The sequence below is a fragment of the Hyella patelloides LEGE 07179 genome, from assembly GCF_900659865.1.
In the GTDB taxonomy this organism is placed as follows: domain Bacteria; phylum Cyanobacteriota; class Cyanobacteriia; order Cyanobacteriales; family Xenococcaceae; genus Hyella; species Hyella patelloides.
Genome location: NZ_LR213853.1, coordinates 1 through 16734 on the forward strand (window position 1 = coordinate 1; position 16734 = coordinate 16734).

At 36.2% G+C, this 16734-nt stretch carries 15 protein-coding genes and 1 pseudogene; 8 read left to right on the forward strand and 8 right to left on the reverse strand.

Going from position 1 to position 16734, the window contains the following annotated elements; translation table 11 throughout:
- Both H1P_RS14920 and ligA read left to right on the forward strand, forming a co-directional pair.
- Nucleotides 1-910 (forward strand): DNRLRE domain-containing protein (locus tag H1P_RS14920; protein WP_144868489.1); only part of this gene is annotated, 910 nt, incomplete at its 5' end.
- A gap of 598 nt (nt 911-1508) precedes the next feature.
- Nucleotides 1509-3548, forward strand: coding sequence for an NAD-dependent DNA ligase LigA (gene ligA / locus H1P_RS14925; protein ID WP_144868491.1), 2040 nt, complete (start codon nt 1509-1511; stop codon nt 3546-3548).
- Between the two features lie 961 nt (nt 3549-4509).
- On the opposite strand, the gene H1P_RS14930 is transcribed toward ligA, so the two are convergent.
- A complete protein-coding gene (locus H1P_RS14930) occupies nt 4510-5295 on the reverse strand; it encodes a poly(ADP-ribose) polymerase family protein (protein WP_144868493.1) in 786 nt (261 codons plus the stop codon).
- 20 nt (nt 5296-5315) lie between these two features.
- Nucleotides 5316-5789 (reverse strand): WGR domain-containing protein, encoded by a 474-nt coding sequence (locus tag H1P_RS14935; protein ID WP_144868495.1) that lies wholly within the window; start codon nt 5787-5789, stop codon nt 5316-5318.
- Nucleotides 5790-6027: 238 nt separating this feature from the next.
- Between H1P_RS14935 and H1P_RS14940 the strand changes: the two genes are divergently transcribed.
- Nucleotides 6028-6687, forward strand: a complete 660-nt coding sequence (locus tag H1P_RS14940) for a DUF3318 domain-containing protein (protein WP_144868497.1) — start codon at nt 6028-6030, stop codon at nt 6685-6687.
- Nucleotides 6688-6862: 175 nt separating this feature from the next.
- Nucleotides 6863-7837 (forward strand): anti-sigma factor antagonist, encoded by a 975-nt coding sequence (locus H1P_RS14945; protein ID WP_144868534.1) that lies wholly within the window; start codon nt 6863-6865, stop codon nt 7835-7837.
- 12 nt (nt 7838-7849) lie between these two features.
- Here H1P_RS14945 and H1P_RS14950 read toward each other — a convergent pair whose 3' ends face one another.
- Together H1P_RS14950 and H1P_RS14955 are read right to left on the reverse strand one after the other, a co-directional pair.
- Nucleotides 7850-9142 (reverse strand): photosystem II assembly protein, encoded by a 1293-nt coding sequence (locus H1P_RS14950; protein ID WP_144868500.1) that lies wholly within the window; start codon nt 9140-9142, stop codon nt 7850-7852.
- Between the two features lie 18 nt (nt 9143-9160).
- On the reverse strand, nt 9161-10081 hold the full coding sequence (locus tag H1P_RS14955) for an SPL family radical SAM protein (protein ID WP_144868502.1): 921 nt from the start codon (nt 10079-10081) through the stop codon (nt 9161-9163).
- A 343-nt stretch (nt 10082-10424) separates the two neighbouring features.
- Between H1P_RS14955 and H1P_RS14960 the strand changes: the two genes are divergently transcribed.
- Entirely contained in the window at nt 10425-10649 is a 225-nt protein-coding gene (locus tag H1P_RS14960; RefSeq protein ID WP_144868504.1) for a hypothetical protein, read from the forward strand.
- Nucleotides 10650-10654: 5 nt separating this feature from the next.
- Complete coding sequence (locus tag H1P_RS14965; RefSeq protein WP_144868506.1) at nt 10655-11572, forward strand: HEAT repeat domain-containing protein; 918 nt, start codon at nt 10655-10657, stop codon at nt 11570-11572.
- 217 nt (nt 11573-11789) lie between these two features.
- Here H1P_RS14965 and H1P_RS14970 read toward each other — a convergent pair whose 3' ends face one another.
- Complete coding sequence (locus tag H1P_RS14970; protein ID WP_144868508.1) at nt 11790-12065, reverse strand: chromosome segregation protein SMC; 276 nt, start codon at nt 12063-12065, stop codon at nt 11790-11792.
- Nucleotides 12066-12506: 441 nt separating this feature from the next.
- Between H1P_RS14970 and H1P_RS14975 the strand changes: the two genes are divergently transcribed.
- Entirely contained in the window at nt 12507-12791 is a 285-nt protein-coding gene (locus H1P_RS14975) for a YiaA/YiaB family inner membrane protein (RefSeq protein ID WP_144868510.1), read from the forward strand.
- 749 nt (nt 12792-13540) lie between these two features.
- A complete protein-coding gene (locus H1P_RS14980) occupies nt 13541-14770 on the forward strand; it encodes an ArnT family glycosyltransferase (protein ID WP_144868512.1) in 1230 nt (409 codons plus the stop codon).
- A 163-nt stretch (nt 14771-14933) separates the two neighbouring features.
- On the opposite strand, the gene H1P_RS14985 is transcribed toward H1P_RS14980, so the two are convergent.
- The 3 genes and pseudogenes from H1P_RS14985 to H1P_RS36105 form a co-directional block, all read right to left on the reverse strand.
- Nucleotides 14934-15464, reverse strand: a complete 531-nt coding sequence (locus H1P_RS14985; protein ID WP_144868514.1) for a hypothetical protein — start codon at nt 15462-15464, stop codon at nt 14934-14936.
- Nucleotides 15465-15532: 68 nt separating this feature from the next.
- Nucleotides 15533-15700: a hypothetical protein gene (locus H1P_RS36100; protein ID WP_186375974.1), complete on the reverse strand. Its 168-nt coding sequence runs from the start codon at nt 15698-15700 to the stop codon at nt 15533-15535.
- 109 nt (nt 15701-15809) lie between these two features.
- A pseudogene (locus H1P_RS36105) lies at nt 15810-16734 on the reverse strand (FG-GAP repeat protein); the annotation flags it as partial.

Genomic DNA, 16734 nt, shown 5'->3' on the forward strand with positions numbered 1-16734 from the left:
TGGCAATACTTATACGATCCGTAATGCTGACTATAACGGCACAGTGGCTCCAGACCAAGAAGTTTCTATTGGTTTTCTTGGGGAAGGTTCTGTCTCAGATGAACCTAGTGTTTTTGAATTGAATGGACAATTGGTGGGTACACCAGACCCCAATCCCGACCCCAATCCCGACCCCAATCCCGACCCCGACCCCGACCCCGACCCTGACCCCAATCCCGATCCTACAGCCATGCAGGCGACCTTTGAGCAAGGAGTTAATGGATATAGAGGTACAGTAGATACATTTTTACAAGAAGCTTCTCCTAATGCCGACAACTCTAATGCTGATTCTCTCAATATTGATGCTAATGATGATGGTGGAGAGGTTCAAACTATACTACGTTTTGAATCAATCTTTGGCGATCAATCAGGACAAATTGCTCAGGGGGCAGAAATAATTTCTGCCGAATTAGAATTAGATGTATCCAATCCAGGTAGCAACATCGAATTTCATCGACTACTGCAAGACTTTGACGATACGGATACTTATAGCAGTTTTGATAATGGTATTCAAGCTGATGATATTGAAGCAGTAAGTACTCCTGATGCTGTAACGGGTTCAGTGGCGACGGGGGTGTTATCAGTTGATGTTACGGATAGTCTCCAAACATGGCAGGAGAGTCCAGACAGTAATTTTGGATGGGCAATTTTACCCACTAGTAACAACGGTGTTGATTTTGATTCTGCTGAAGGTAATAATCCACCTCGCTTAATCGTTGAATATGCAGTGGATAATTTACCCAATAATCTCACTCAGGGTTCTGAATTAAGGGATATTACTGATACTAATACTCTTGAAGGCTTTAATAGTTTAGACTCCGACTTAAGTAATTTAGGCAATAGCGAAATTAATGATGCAAACACAATTTAAGCTGATTTTTGAGTAGTCTCCACAAAACAGTGGAGATAATACTAAATCCTGTTCTCATAAACCACTTATTGGTAAAATCGTTAAACTTTGTAGAGCAGTGCGATATATGAACCGCTATCTCTTGGGCAGGTGGCGTATCTCACGGGGTTTCTCCAGAATTGGGCGATCGCCGTACTTTCCTAGACAAGGCTTTCAAGGTTCTGAAATAAATTCAGAACACAGCCCCTTGAGTTTATAGGTTCTCTGTCGCCTCTCTACACAAATATGATTGACAGTATTGTCTAAATCTCCCTGGCGATCTCAAACAAAAAAGACTCCCACAGCAATATTAAAATCTGGGTTATGAAGTTATACCCACTGGGTTTTCGCCTAAAGCCAAAATACTTTACATGGTAAAGCCTTGGAAAGTTATCGATCTTTGAGGATTAATCGTAACTATCAAACAAGATATTTGCAATATTTTTGTAATTTATCGTATGCCTTGAGTTATGAACGGAAATAGCTATCGCGATTCCCGAAAACTGTTGACTGATTTATAATGATTGATTGATTGATTGATTGATTAGACAACACCTCTATTTTTGAGTCGCTAATAGATATGACAGTAACTCCTGAGATTCAGCAGCAAGTGGCACAATTGCGATCGCAATTACAAAAGGCAGGATATGCTTATTATGTTCTTGATAATCCAATTATGGAGGATGCGGTATACGATCGCCTTTATCGTCAGCTACAGGATTTAGAGACTCAATATCCTGAAATAATTACAACTGATAGCCCAACCCAGCGAGTGGGGGATATTCCCGCAGCCCAGTTTAATTCTGTTAAGCATAATATTCCTTTGTATAGTTTGGAAAATGCTTTTAATCAGCAAGAATTGTCAAAGTGGGAGCAAAAATGGCAAAAATTAGCTACAGATGTTACTGAATATGCCTACGTGTGCGAGTTAAAAATAGATGGCTCGGCATTAGCTTTAACCTATGAAAACGGGATTTTAGTTAGAGGAGTAACCAGGGGAGACGGCGTTACAGGAGAAGATATTACCCAAAATGTTCGCACCATTCGTACTATTCCTTTAAAGCTCAATTTAGATAATCCGCCTCCTGTATTAGAAGTGAGAGGAGAGGCGTTTTTACCTTTAGATGTTTTTGATACTATCAACCAAGAAAGGGAAGCCCAAGGAGAAGCTTTATTTGCCAATCCTCGTAATGCTGCTGCGGGTACTTTACGACAATTAGATTCTAAAGTAGTAGCAAAACGTAAATTGAATTTCTTTGCCTATACGCTGCATATCGATCCCCCCCATCCCCCCTTAACAAAGGGGGGGGTTCATACCCAATGGGAATCTTTAGCCAAGTTGCAATCAATGGGTTTTTTAGTTAATCCCCATCGCAAGCTGTGTAATTCTCTAACAGAAGTCGAAGCATACTTTGATAGCTGGGATACCCAAAGACATAAATTACCCTATATGACAGATGGGGTAGTGGTGAAACTAGATAATTACGCATTGCAACAGCAACTAGGATTTACCCAAAAATTTCCTCGATGGGCGATCGCTTTTAAATATCCCGCCGAAGAAGCTCCTACCATAGTTAAAGATATTATCGTTAATGTGGGACGCACTGGCGCGGTTACTCCAATGGCGGTGATGCAACCAGTACAATTAGCAGGTACAACCGTACAAAGAGCCACCTTACACAACAGCGATCGCATTTCCGAGTTAGATATTAGAATCGGGGATACCGTAGTTATTCGTAAAGCAGGGGAAATCATTCCTGAAGTTTTGCGGGTACTTCCTGAATTACGCCCCCAAAATACTGTAGCCTATCAAATGCCTAGCCATTGCCCTGAATGCAATTCGGAGTTAGTGCGCCCTCAAGAAGAATCTGTAACGCGCTGTGTTAATATCTCTTGTCCTGCTATTATTCGAGGTAGTTTAATCCATTGGGCTTCCCGTGACGCTTTAGATATTAGAGGTTTAGGGGAAAGAATTGTTATTTTATTAATTAAAAGTAATTTAGTAACTTCGATTGCCGATCTTTATTCTTTGCAGATAGATAAAGTAGCAGAGTTAGAGAGAATGGCACATAGATCGGCTACTAATTTAATTAACGCCATTAATGCTTCTAAAAATCAACCTTACGCCAGAGTTTTATATGGTTTGGGAATTCGCTATGTAGGGAGTGTTAACGCCAAGTTGTTAGCGGAAAACTTCCCTGATATTGAAAGTTTATCTCAGGCTTCTATTTACGATTTAGAAGCAGTATATGGCATTGGAGAGGAAATTGCAGCTTCAGTGTTTCAATGGTTAAAAATTCCTGCTAATCAAGAGTTAATAGAGTCTCTTAAAAAAGTCGGATTACAATTTAAAACCGAGATTAGTAATAAAACAGATGATAGTAACAATAACAGTGCTGTAGTTGGTAAAACTTTTGTCATTACAGGTACATTACCCACGTTAAAACGCAATGAAGCTAAAGACTTAATCGAACAAGCAGGAGGAAAAGTAACAGGATCGGTAAGTAAAAAAACTGATTATTTAGTAGCAGGTGAAAATGCTGGCTCTAAACTAACTAAAGCTAGAGATTTGGGAGTTATAGAATTAACAGAAGAACAATTGTTAGAGTTGTTGAATTAAGAGAGTTAAACCAGATTTTAAACCCAAATGAGCTAAAATTCATTCTTGTAGGATTCAATCGTAACTATTATCTAACTAGGCGATCGCTAATAGGAACTTATACGATTCTGGTAATTTTTTGTATCATTAACTACAAAATATGTAGCGGAGTGATTTTTAGAGCGATTGATTGATCATGTAGCTAATATGCAGCGATCGCTTTTTTATTTAAGTTTTACTCAGTAATTGATGAGAGAAATACGAAAAAAAATAAAGGTGATCGTTACTCAGAAGCGATAACAATAAGAAGTTATGCAGGGTTTCTTTTCTCTGTAGGAAAAACTCAAGATGGTCGAGATAAATATGAAAATTCTATTAGTATTCTTCAAAGTTTACCTACCCAAGGTCAAAATGATTTAATACCCTATCAAATTGGACTAACATATCAATGGTGGGGAGTTAGCGAATGTACTATAAATAGTAAAAATAATGCAAAAATACATTTTAATAACGCAAGAGATGAATTTAACAAAATAGGAAATCAATTTGAAAAAAGAGAAAATTTAAAAATATTAAATAACATAATAGAAAAAAATATGGAATAAAAAACTAAATAAGAAGATAATAAAAATAATTCGGTAGTGCCAAACAGCTTGCGGGGTAACAGTCACGATTGTATAGATGTTTCGCATCTTGGCTTTATGTAAAACTCCTGACATGACTAAATTATACGGCATCGTACTGAAATCTTGAGCAGTTACAAGAGAAGCTAAAACAAAAATAGACAGAGCTGCTTTGATTACTCTTGTTAAAAGTTTTTGATATTCATTAACTTTGTGAGACTAGCTTAGTATTACTATTAACCAATATATTATTGAATACAGTTGATTTTAGACTATAAGCATTTGTTTGAGCAAAATAAAAAGTAGCTATCGCTATTCTTAAGCAGATTGCTCGACTAAATCAACTCCATAAAGGTATCTCAGACAAATTCACAAAGGTATTTAATCCTAACTTGTGCAGGATCGTAAACAATACTTTCTTGATTAATCACATTTAATGAGCCTGGTTTAACATAAGTACTGTGGTAACCTTTCATGGGCAAACTACCTTGATGATTGTTTGTCGGAAGATATTCTTTACCCATTGCAAATTCACACAGCAGCATATAAACTCGTTGGTTATTATCTCCTGAAGTATTCCAATAGTTAGTAGCGTAGTTTAAAGCTTTTGTAGACTGCTCAGAACCATAAATCCCATTACCAAACATTCTACCCGTGCATTGTGCAGCATTAGCAGGGGGGATAATTAAACCCTGTTTGAGAATACTTAAAAGATTGCTGGCTCTTGTACCATGCCAATGTAGTTTAACATTACCGATTTCCGCTGCTTTTTTCGTAAAAGCTTGATTCATTGAAGGAATATCTATTTCATAAAGTCTTCTTAGTTTATGAGTAGCTGAAAGATGATTAGCATTAACAGTAGATTCGTATAATTTACGAACCTGGCGAAAGAGTTTTTTTCCATCTAAAGTGCTACCAGGAACTCTGTTAATACTGCATTCAAAAACCTTATTTCCTTGATTACGAGCGGGCTGATAAATACTAGCATTTAAAGCATTTAAAATTTCAGATTGTCGCTGAATTTCTTGACTGGTAAAAAAACGAGAATAGTCTATTTTGCTTCCTAATTTTTGAGGAATTAAGCGAAGATAGTTATTAATTAAAGTACGAGTTGCACGATTATTTTTTTGAGAAGCATTGGCAATTTTAACTAAATAGTCTCTGGCTAAAAGCGCTCTGGAGTCACTAACCCTAAAGGAGTACTAAAATTACCAGTAGTGACATCATAACTAATGTTGGTTTGAGAGGTAATATTATGAATATTGACCGCTACTAAATAACGAATTAATTGTTTTGCTCTAGGGTCTTTTCCATGTTCAATTTGTTTAGCTGCAATTAGCTCTAAATCTTCTTCTTTAAGAGAAACGTTATAGTTCTGGTGCTGATTAATAATTTGGGCTTCTGTGTAACCTTTTCTTAATTTCTGTCTTTTGGTTCTGGCAAATTTACTTTGTGCCAAGGTAACAGAATTCAAGTAATAAGTTTTACTTTGCAATTGATTTCCTACCCTTCCCCATTCTGCGATAAATGAACCGTCATCTAAGACTGTACCTTGCCAAACTTTATTGGAGTTTTGATCCACTTCCACATAAATCAAGGTACAAGAATCTACTACAGATATTGCTGGTGCTGCATTCATAACCGTTATTTGTCTATAAAGCTAAAATTCTTTTATTGATATTTTAATCAATATTGATTTTTAAGTCAAGATAGTTAATTGCTCTTTCCTCAATTCACTTCACCTTAGTCTCTAGAGAATTTTGTCTCACTTCCTACTCTGTCTTTCCTCGTTCCTGTTTCCTTGAACGACTTCCTGGTAATTTTCGATATTATGGATAAGTAGAAAGGTAAAAACCCAATAAAGTCAGTATAAGTATATGAGTTATGCTTCCTCTTCTGCTAGGGCAGAAATTAATGAATTAAGACGCTTAAAAACTTTACTTCCCCCAGAGTTACAAAGCTGGGTAATTGTAGAAGGAAGTACTGAAGTAAACCCCCCTTTAATTCGCTGCGAAGAATTAGGAAAAGATGAGATTGAAATTCAGATTGATTTACCAAAGTGGGATAATCTAGCGATCGATCAGAGAAATTTGCTGTTTTGGCATGAGGTAGCAAAAATTCAAAACGATACAATCCCTAGAGAAGGCTGGGAAATGGCAGCTTTAGCTATTGGTTTGGGTGGTGCTGTGGGAGAGCTTTGGGTGCAAGATGGCTTGTTATTATTCCTGGCTTTAACCCTATGTGGTATTTCTGGCTATCGCTTGTGGCAAAAAAATAATAACGAAAAAACCATTCAAGAAGCCATTGAAGCAGATGAAAAAGCGATCGCACTTGCTACTCGTTTTGGTTACACTCTACCCAATGCTTATAAAAGTCTGGGTAGTGCTTTAAAAACTCTGATAGATCAAACTCCCAGCCGTCGCAACCGCAAAAAATACGAAGAGCGTCTGCAATCTTTACGTAAAAGTGCTGCCAAAGCCAAAGAAAGAATGGAATCTCAGGGAGAACCTATGGGGAGAAGGAATAATCGTTTATAAACTTTCTATAAACTTAAGAGGCATTACTATGGAGATAGTATGTAGATTAAGTAAATTTGCGTATATTCTTGTATCAATCTAAATCTCTGCGGTATTCTAGTGGCAAATCTAAGTTGTAATGCCAATCATAATACAACCACCCACGATGCTACTTAATCTGACCAACCGAGAGTCAATGATCAACCAACCTTCAGAAGCGCAATTTACGCTCTATCAATCCCAAGATAACCCTACAGTTCAGTTACCAGAGCGTTTGACTGTTCTGGAAGCTGTAGCTTTTAAGGAAACTTTTGACCAACTACTTCAGCACAATCTTTCTGGAAAACAGATAATTCTCGATTGCAGTAAAACTAGATTTATTGATAGTAGTGGTATTGGCGCGTTAATTAGCAATTTTAAATCTGCTCAAAAGCAAAAGGCACAATTAACCCTAGAATCAGTTCAACCCCCCGTAATGGCGGTTTTATCGATGACAGGATTGATAGATGTCCTGCATATCAACTCTTCGGAAGAGTGGTCAACAAAAGAGCATCCAGAAACTCACCCCTCTGTACGCTCTTGGGTTAAACGGTTTATGGATATTGTGGGTGCATCAGTAGGTTTGTTGATCACAGGAACGATGATTATTCCTATTGCGATCGCTATTAAATTAGATAGTCCTGGTCCTATTTTATTCAGTCAAACTCGTTGTGGTTGGTTGGGGAAACAGTTTAAAATTTGGAAATTTCGCTCCATGTGTAGTAATGCAGAAGCTTTGAAAAAGCAGGTCGCTAATCAAGCTAGTGGGGCTTTTTTTAAGAATGATAATGACCCCCGTGTAACTAAAGTCGGTCGCTTTTTACGCAAAACTAGCCTGGATGAACTGCCTCAGTTTTGGAATGTCTTAAAGGGGGAGATGAGTCTTGTCGGAACTAGACCCCCTACCCCAGAAGAAGTAGACTGTTATCAAGTTCCTGAGTGGCAACGACTGAATGTTAGACCAGGAATGACAGGAGAATGGCAAGTTAATGGGCGATCGCAAGTTCGGGATTTTCAAGATGTCATTAACTTCGATCTTCGCTATCAAAAAAATTGGAGTTTAAAATACGATACGATCTTAATTCTCAAAACTATTTCGGTTATTTTTAATAAAAATAGTGGTGCTGTTTAAACAAAAGCAAAGTTAAAAAATAGTAGGTGATTTCTTTGCCAAAATCACATAATCGTCTATGCAATAATTAGCAACATAAAATTCTTGAAGATATTTTTTTCTGAGGTTGCCTATATGATGTTGAGAGGGTAAATTTTCTCGCGCAAACTTGCTAAAACCTTTCTCAATAGGAGTTCTTTTTCCTGTAGAGGTCAAATATTTATACCATTCGAGCTTTAAACCTAATTCTTCAAGAAACATGGTTATCATTGCTTCTTCTTCTGTCATATTTTCTGTTGGTAAAATATCATATATATTAAATAGTTTTCTACCTTGAATAATTAGTAAGACATAACCTTCTGGCTGTAAGTTGTGATGAAATATTTGACGATATATTTGATGGGATTTGTGGCGTTGTTGAGGATTGTAAAAAAAGCAATGGGAAATTACAATACAGTTAAAAAAGCTTTTTGGTAATTTAGCAGCGTAGTCTTGATAATCAAAAATATTGAGAGTATTAAAGCGAAAATAAGCATTCAGGGGTGAAGCTATAGACTCAATATAACTACGCCAAAATTGCAAACCTCGATATTGTAGAGTTGCTTGTTGCTCTAAAGAATAGTAAGAGATATGTAACGGTTGTAGAGAGTGGTAACCCACAGTACTTAAAAGTAATAAAGCTAATCCATAAATTACTGTACCAGGACCCGCAGCTACATCAAGAATTTTAATATTTTTAGGTAGTAAACCCGATTGATAAACTAAAAACCAAGCTAGATAAGTACAATAAACATTTTCAGTAAAGTATTTTAGTAAGTAGACATGAGGGCTAAAAAAATAGCTGTAATTAGGATCGATACCTTTTTTTAGTCCCAATAAATCATCGATTGCTTCTTGTAATTTTGCTTCTCGATGTTGACAAGAAACTTTATTAATTTCGGTTTCAAGAAAATTAGATAATGCAATTTCTAATTCGTTAAATATTGGTCGATCGATCCCCGTAATTTGGAGCTTGCTATTATCATGCTCGGTAAACTTAAAAGTATTATGAATATGCTCAATAAAGTTTAGGTTTGGTTTTAATAAATAACTATCAGAAGCAATATTTTGTAAGCGTTGATTTAAAGTATCTGTTTCTTGCTTATAATGATTTTCTGAGCGTTCTGCCTTGAGTTTTTGTTGATATAATTTAGCTACCCACGGTAATTGGTTTTTTGAAGATTCTAGCTTTTTTAAAAGGTAATTTGCTCTGTTAAACTTTCCTTGTTTTAAAGCTTGCTGAAATTGCCAAGTATGTAACCAACCGCGAATTATTTGCGAAACCATATCTTAATGAATTATTGCTTAATCAAAGCCAAAACCAGCTTTTCCTTCCATGATTTCCACATCGGCTAATAAAGCAGTGAAATAATCTTGTAGCTTTTGCTTAAAGTTTTGGTAACTATGTTTATTGTTCCCATACCACCAAGCATATTTATCTTTAAGAGCGATCGCATTTTTTCTGGTAGAAGCAGTTAACGTATTATTATTACTAGGATGAAAATCTTGTAAGACAACTCGATCTACAACAGTTAATTGCTGAATAAAGTTAATTTCATCTTCAGGGAATGTCGGTAATAAAGGGGTAATTGTTACCGAAAATCTAATATCATAATTTGCCTTAACAGGGATATTATATTTAAGTTTATTAATCGTTTGTAATCGAGATTTAATACTAGGCGATCTCGGTTCAAAATCTTTTCTAACTCGTTCGCTTCCTGTGGGAATACTCAGATTAATTCTTAAGCGTTGAAACTGAGATAATAAGTCAATATCTCTAATAATCATAGGACTACGAGTTTGAATTACTAAAGTAGGTTGATAAGCCAGCATTACCTTTAATAAGCTTCTTGTAAGCTGTCGTTTTACTTCTAGAGGTTGATATGGATCGGTTACACTACTTAAGTAAATTTTCGGAGCAATATTAGGGAATTTTTGTTGCCAACGAGCTAATTCTTTTTCTAAAATTTGGGCTGCATTTTCTTTAACAATTACCCAATTTCCCCAATTTTGCCGACGATTCTTATCTGGGCTAAAAGCAGCAGCATAACAGTAGCTACAACCATACTGGCAACCCCGATAAGGATTTAACGTAAAATCATAACTATTCATAAAACCCGTAGCTTTATTTAAGATTGTTTTTGCCTGGGCTAGATAGATATCTGTACCTGAAAAGTTTTCTCTAACAATCCAATTATGATGTGTTTCTTTTTGCGGAGCTATCATTAGTTAATTGTCGAAAGATAGCTCAGTTATAACACAATAAATTATAAGCAAGTAGCGAATAGCAAGCAGCAGGTAGAGACGCGATCTATCGCGTCTCTACGGTAGCAAGCAAAGGTAGTTGAAAATAGGTAAAGTATCTATAACTAAATATAAATATACAAATGATTTTGTTTACCTAATTACCATTTTCTATTTAATTAAACCCGCCTACTTACTTGCTATCTGTCTCAATTGGGATTTGTGAAACTTATATAAAAACTCTCCCGATCGCGGTTTACACGAGTTACCTCTCGTTAGATAATGTTAAGACATTAGCATTTAGTATATTCACTTAAAAAAAAAGATGACAGAAACAACAAACTCTACCGTAACGCCTGAAGATTTAGCAGAGGTAATTACCGAATTTGAAAAGTATCGCGATCGTTTAGTCAATGAAACCGTAGGGACCGCTAAAAAAGCCAAAATTTCCCAGAAAATGGTAATGACTCAGTTGCAACCCCAGTTAGATCAAATCGATGTTAAGCTCGAAGCACTACGCGCACAATACAACACTCTGGTTAATGGTTAAATACAATGAAAAGTATTTCTCAATCTACCACTCAACCATCAGAGAATAGACTAACTCTATCTACCGAAGAAGTCGATCTACTACTGCAAAAAGTAGAACAAGATTTAAGCAATGATACTTTTGATTGCAGTGATGAAAAACTCATACAACAGATGGTGGAATGTCTTGGAGACAACAGAGGTTTGACAAGACTAGGTTTTGCTGAATCTTTAGGCGTTGTTGGTAAACCAGCAGTCCCTTTTTTGGCGGAAGCTGTGGCTAATCATCCTCATGTCGTAGTGCAAAGAGCAGCAGCCAAGACTTTAACTCTCATTGCCGATCCTGCTAGCATACCTGTTTTACTAGATTCATTTCTTCACGATGAAGATCAGGTAGTACGTAATTCTTGTATTGGAGCTTTAGCAGTTATGGGGGAGGTGGTTGTACCTTCTTTACTAGAGATTTTAGCAGATGATAACGGGAATGAAGCTATTAAGGGTCATGCTGCTTGGGCGTTGGCTTTTATTGGCATCAAAGCAAAAGAGCAATTATATACAGCTTTTGATTCAGAATCAGCCGACCTCCGCAGTGCTATTATAGGAGCTATTGCTAAAGTGGCAGAAGAAGAGCCAGAAGAAAGAGCTTTTAACTTATTGCTTAATTCACTTCAGGATTCAGCAGTTAATGTTCGTAGTGAAGCAGCAGCAGCATTGGGAAATCTAGCTTATAAACCAGCAATACCTCTATTAATTAAGTTACTAGACAACCAAAAAGCCGAAAGTCGTAAATCGGCTGCGTTAGCACTTATGAAAATCAAAGAAATTAATACTGTAGATGCTTTGCAAACAGCTTTAGAGAACGAATCAGAAGTAGCCGTCAAACAAGTAATTAAGCTAGCTATCAGTCAGATTGAACAACAATCAGAAAATGACGGTTGGGATTAGCTGCTTATGGTGTTGTTAGTTAAAATTTAGTCGTATTTGGATTTGTCAGTTTGAAGACTTAGGAATGTAGAGGCTTTCTGATTTTGTAGAACACTAAAAAACAATTGATAGCTGATAATTGCTGATTATTTATTAATAAAATCACAGCTTGGCACGTTATCTAGTGTAACGTACCAAAATAAGTATTGGATCGGGTAATTGGCTATGAATTATAAACTTAAATAAAATAGAAGTTCAAATTTAATCTTGCTTTACGAATTTTTTCTAATAGTTGCTCTACGGTATTAATCTTTCGGGTAATTTGTTCTGCTAAAGAAGAATCTTTTTTGTATTTTCGCTGATGAGTCTGAAGCTTAAGCAAAGTAGACTTAACTGTATTTAACTCTTTTTCAATTTTGATTAATAAAATTATTAATTTTGCTACTTTGACAGTCTTTTCTTCAGCAACAGTTTCTTGTTGGATAGATGTTAAGTAATCGCTGATATTTTCCATGAATTTTTGGGTCGATCCTTGTAGTTACAGGACAATTGCTGTTTTTTATATCAATATATCTTAAGTATATCGGTGAATATCGAAGGTGACTATAAAGTTTTTGTGAGTGTTAAGTGTTTTTCTGTAAAAACTAGACAAATCATGGCTTACAATGCTTTTTAGAGCCATCCATTAGCTAAAAACTATGTACAAAAAATTACCTAAAAGATGAATTGTCTACGTAAATTTTATTATATAACTTTTGCTAAAGAATTGTAGTATCCTCTATAACGATCGCTAGTAAGTTAACGACATATACAACTAATTCCTTATCGAAAAACTAACTTATTTGAGCTATTACTAGTTAAGTAATTGCCAATCATAAAAGTGTCACCAACACCATGCAAATAAAATTTTTTACTCTATACAATCTGGGGTAATTAAATTTTTTTTGCTCTAGTCATGATACAAAAACCAGTAACTATCCAGGAACATAGCTCTGCATGGATTGCTCAAACTTGGATTTCTTTTATAATTGCTTTGGGTTCTACTTCTATTGGTATTATTTATTTACCCGTAGATTCTTGGACAAAAAGCTTTATGGGAATGGGTTTAATCTTTACAGTAGGCTCAACCATTAACTTGACAAAGACCCAAAGAGATGTCCACGAAGGAAAAAAATTAACCTACAAGATAGAAGAAGCGAGAGTGGAAAAAATTCTTACTGAGCATGATGGTTTTAAGTAACTAATGAGCCTGTCAAGAGAATTGATGGAATGAAGAATACTCAACGTAATAGTCTTTGTTACTATTTAGAGTATTCTTAAATGTGCCACCTTAACAAAAAAACCTTTAATACTAAATCCAATTGATAATTAATTTTATTTATCAATAAATAATAATTTGCGAGAATTGATATTTTAATCCCTCTTTTATAACTTTGAGGTTAAACCTTGATTTTTTGTGGGCTGAATCAAGGTATCTTCGTTAAAAATCCCCTTAATCATAAAAGAAGGGTAATAGTTTATCAGTATCGCGTCAGGGTAATTTCAATTTTTTTGAAAAGTCACAAATTACTCTGCATTACAGGCATTAACTCCCAATGGTTTCAAAAATATGTAGCACTACTTAACACTTATTTAATACTCTTGGAGAGAAAAAGTAATCTTTACTGACATTATTAGTACTACAATAGCGAAAAATCCTAACTTTAACTTTTGGCGATACTTTGTGTAAGATTATCTGTAGCAGATTCGCCAACAGTATCTGTATCTCGGCTTAACCCCAATCTGATGAAATGGCTTAGTTGTAGAATAATCTAAGATGTTTATTGCGACTCATGGTTTGAATCCAACTTGCTATTTGAGATCGGTATCAAGCATTTTTAGATTAATTTTGATTCTATGCCTGATTTTATCTTTAATGTGGCTAATTTCTCTAAGTTCCGACTCTTCTATTGATTCTTTAGTCAAATTCAAGTCTCAACTCCAGCCCTCATGAACATTCAACTCAAACGTTCTCAGCAGAAATTTTTGTTTTTACTGCTCATCACAACTATCTATACTGCATTGGTGATCTGGCTTGATTTTCTCCACGCGAGTAAATTGGGAGATGAAGGACATTTCTGGAAAACTAGCCTAACTTTCAGTGAAAGCCTAATTCCTACAATCGATCAGTTGAAAAACTACGGTGAGTTAAATACTCCCTTACCATTCATTCTCTTTGGGGGGTTGGAATATCTTTTTCAACAAGGCATATTTGCAGGGCGACTGCTAAACTTAATTTTGTCGTTAATCACAGTCTTTATAATTGGTTGGCCGAGTCGAGACAAGGGAGGAAAAGCTATTCTCTCTTTGCTTGGGCTATTTTCTTGTCCGTTTTATCTCCTGACTAGCGGACGTTTGTTTACAGATATGATCGCCTGCTTTTGTGTGCTGGTGGGGTTCTTGGGCTATGTGCATAACCGCCATCTACTTAGTTGCATCGCCTTTATTTTAGCAATTGCATCGCGACAATATATGCTGGCATTCCCTGTGGCGATCGCCATATATGAGCTTATGGTTGCTTTTACTAAGATTAAAAGTACTGGCGAATTTAACTTGTCAGCACAATGGCGGTGGATAGCTCCTTTCATAGCAGCGTTGTCTATTTTGGGATGGATTTATTTATTTCAAGGATTAGCACCTTCAACGGGACTAGAGGAAATGGCTCCTGAGTTTCAACAAACAACCTGGTATTTAAAGCCCAATAGAGCTGTTTATTTCTTAGCATTTGTTAGTATATTTATTGTTATTCCAGAGTTTATTCTTTTCCAGCCTCTAGCTAGAATTCAGTCCTTAAAGCAACAGTGGCGTAAAATTCTGCTTATTGCAGTAGGTTGGTTGCTATATTGCCTGATCTTTCAGCCCCCAACCAGTAGTGATGGTAAGTTTGAACCCTTTCTAGAACTACTACACTACGAGTTTTTAAAGATAGCTTTGTTTTATGTCTTGTCTCTATTAGCCTGTGTGCGCTTTTCTCAACCTAACCTGATGTTTCTGTGCGTTTTAGTCAACTGCTTTATTATGATGAAAGCACATTATTGGAGTAAATATGTCTTACCATTAGCAATAGTTTTCTGGTATTTAAAATCCTTGGGACTCGAAGAAAAATTTAGTTTTTCTGGTATTATTTCAAAGTGGTCAATTTTAGGCAACAAACGCAGGTCAAATCAAATCAAATCTTGACCAACGGTCACGTGCTGTCCCTGTTGTTTCTTGGCGTACATTTGCGCTTATGAGAAAGCCTCATTTAATAAAAAACTGATTTGCAGGCAGAGCCAAAAAGCTAACATTCAAAACCAATGAAAATCAATAATCAATTAGTTTTCCTCAGCTAATAGCAAAATTATCAAGGTAGGTTGCAATTCCAATTTTTTGGAAGCTCTGTATTACAATCAGCACAAACAAATAAGTTTTCTTTGACTAAATTTAACAGACCACATTTAACACAACGACGAAAAATAAAGTTCATCGTGAATTCACCAGGATGATTTAGTGGAATTCTATCAAGTGCTTGACTTACTGAAAACCATGAATCTGGCTCTGGACAAAAACCAGTAGATTGATTAGAAATTTCCGCAATTTCATATTCATTCTTGTTAGGAACAAAGAATATTTCTCCTGCGGAGAATACAGGATTTCCACCCGAACAAGCTACGTGTTCTGAATGACGATCTGCAATACAAAGATAACCTTCTAAATCAATTACAAAAGTACATATTATAAATCCAGAATTGTCAATTCCTTGATTGGTACTGTATATCCAATTATTGATATCTTGTTTTGATTGTATTTGGATGCCTATAGGATAGTTGGCTACGGCATTTTTTATTTCTTTTGAACCAGCGTAATTGTATAGCTTTGTATGTTTTTCAATCATGTTCATCTTAGTCTATATTTTTAATATAAAATACTAAGAATCCACAACAGAAGAATCAATAAACTCTATTATTTTATTGGGAAAGCAGCACCAGCAGCACCAGTTAATGTCTGTTGAGCTACATTTGTCGATAAATCATTTTCTTCAATAACATTTCTGCCAACCTGTAAAGCACCATCAACAGTACCGCTAGCAATGGCATTCATCAACAGTCTTTGCAAGAATTTTGCCACCATACTGGCAATTCTTACCGATGCTGCACCACCATACCGTAGGAGAATATCAATTAACGGGACTTAAACAATTTTCAAGCTCAAACAAAAGCTAACCAATCAGAGCTTGTAGCTATAAAGTTTCAAAAGCAATCCCTTGATCGACAAATACTTCTGATAAATTAGGATCGCTATTGATAGCTTGGGTTTCTGATGGCCCAGCAAAGAGAAAAGTACTATTTTCTCTATTTTGAAAGCGGTGAAATTCTGTTCCTTGGTTTGCTCCAGCACCAAAGACATAAAACTCAGGAATATCATCTCCATTGGCATTTAAACCTTCTTTGACCCATTTATTGCGTTGATTGGAATCATCATCAAAAATAGCATCATATTCTCTTTCACTGACAAAAAGATAAGTACCTGAAATATCAAGGCTGCGGATACGATATATAGAAATTAAATTTTCTCCTGGTTCCGTACTCGCGACAAATGCTCTATTACCATTACCTTCTAAAGTAAAACTACGACTCAGATTGGGATCGTTGAGAATGTTATTTTTTTCTTGCTCTTCGACAAAAATATAAGTACCTGTAGGAAAACTATTATTTCTGAAACGAAATAGCCCTATTTGTCCTTCTGGTAATGGCTCTGGCTCAACTGGTGGCTCAACTGGTGGCTCAACTGGTGGCTCATCATCGTCATCAGAGCGACTGCTAACCAAGGCTGCACCAAATAAGTCTCCTCCCTCATTGCTGCCCAATTCTAAGCTTTCTTGCTCTTCCACACGACTAGGAACAAGTCCATTACTAGAACCCCGTAAAATAGCGATCGCCCCTGACTGGGGGTCACTTCCTGGGCTTTCTCTTGGGACTCCTACTATCAAATCATCAAAACCATCACTGTCAAAGTCTCCAGCAGTTAATGCTGCACCGAATAAGTCTCCTCCCTCGTTGCTACCTAATTCTAAGCTTTCTTGCTCTAACACACGACTAGGAACAAGTCCATTACCAGAGCCTTGTAAAATAGCGATCGCACCCGATTGGGGATCTCCTCCTGGC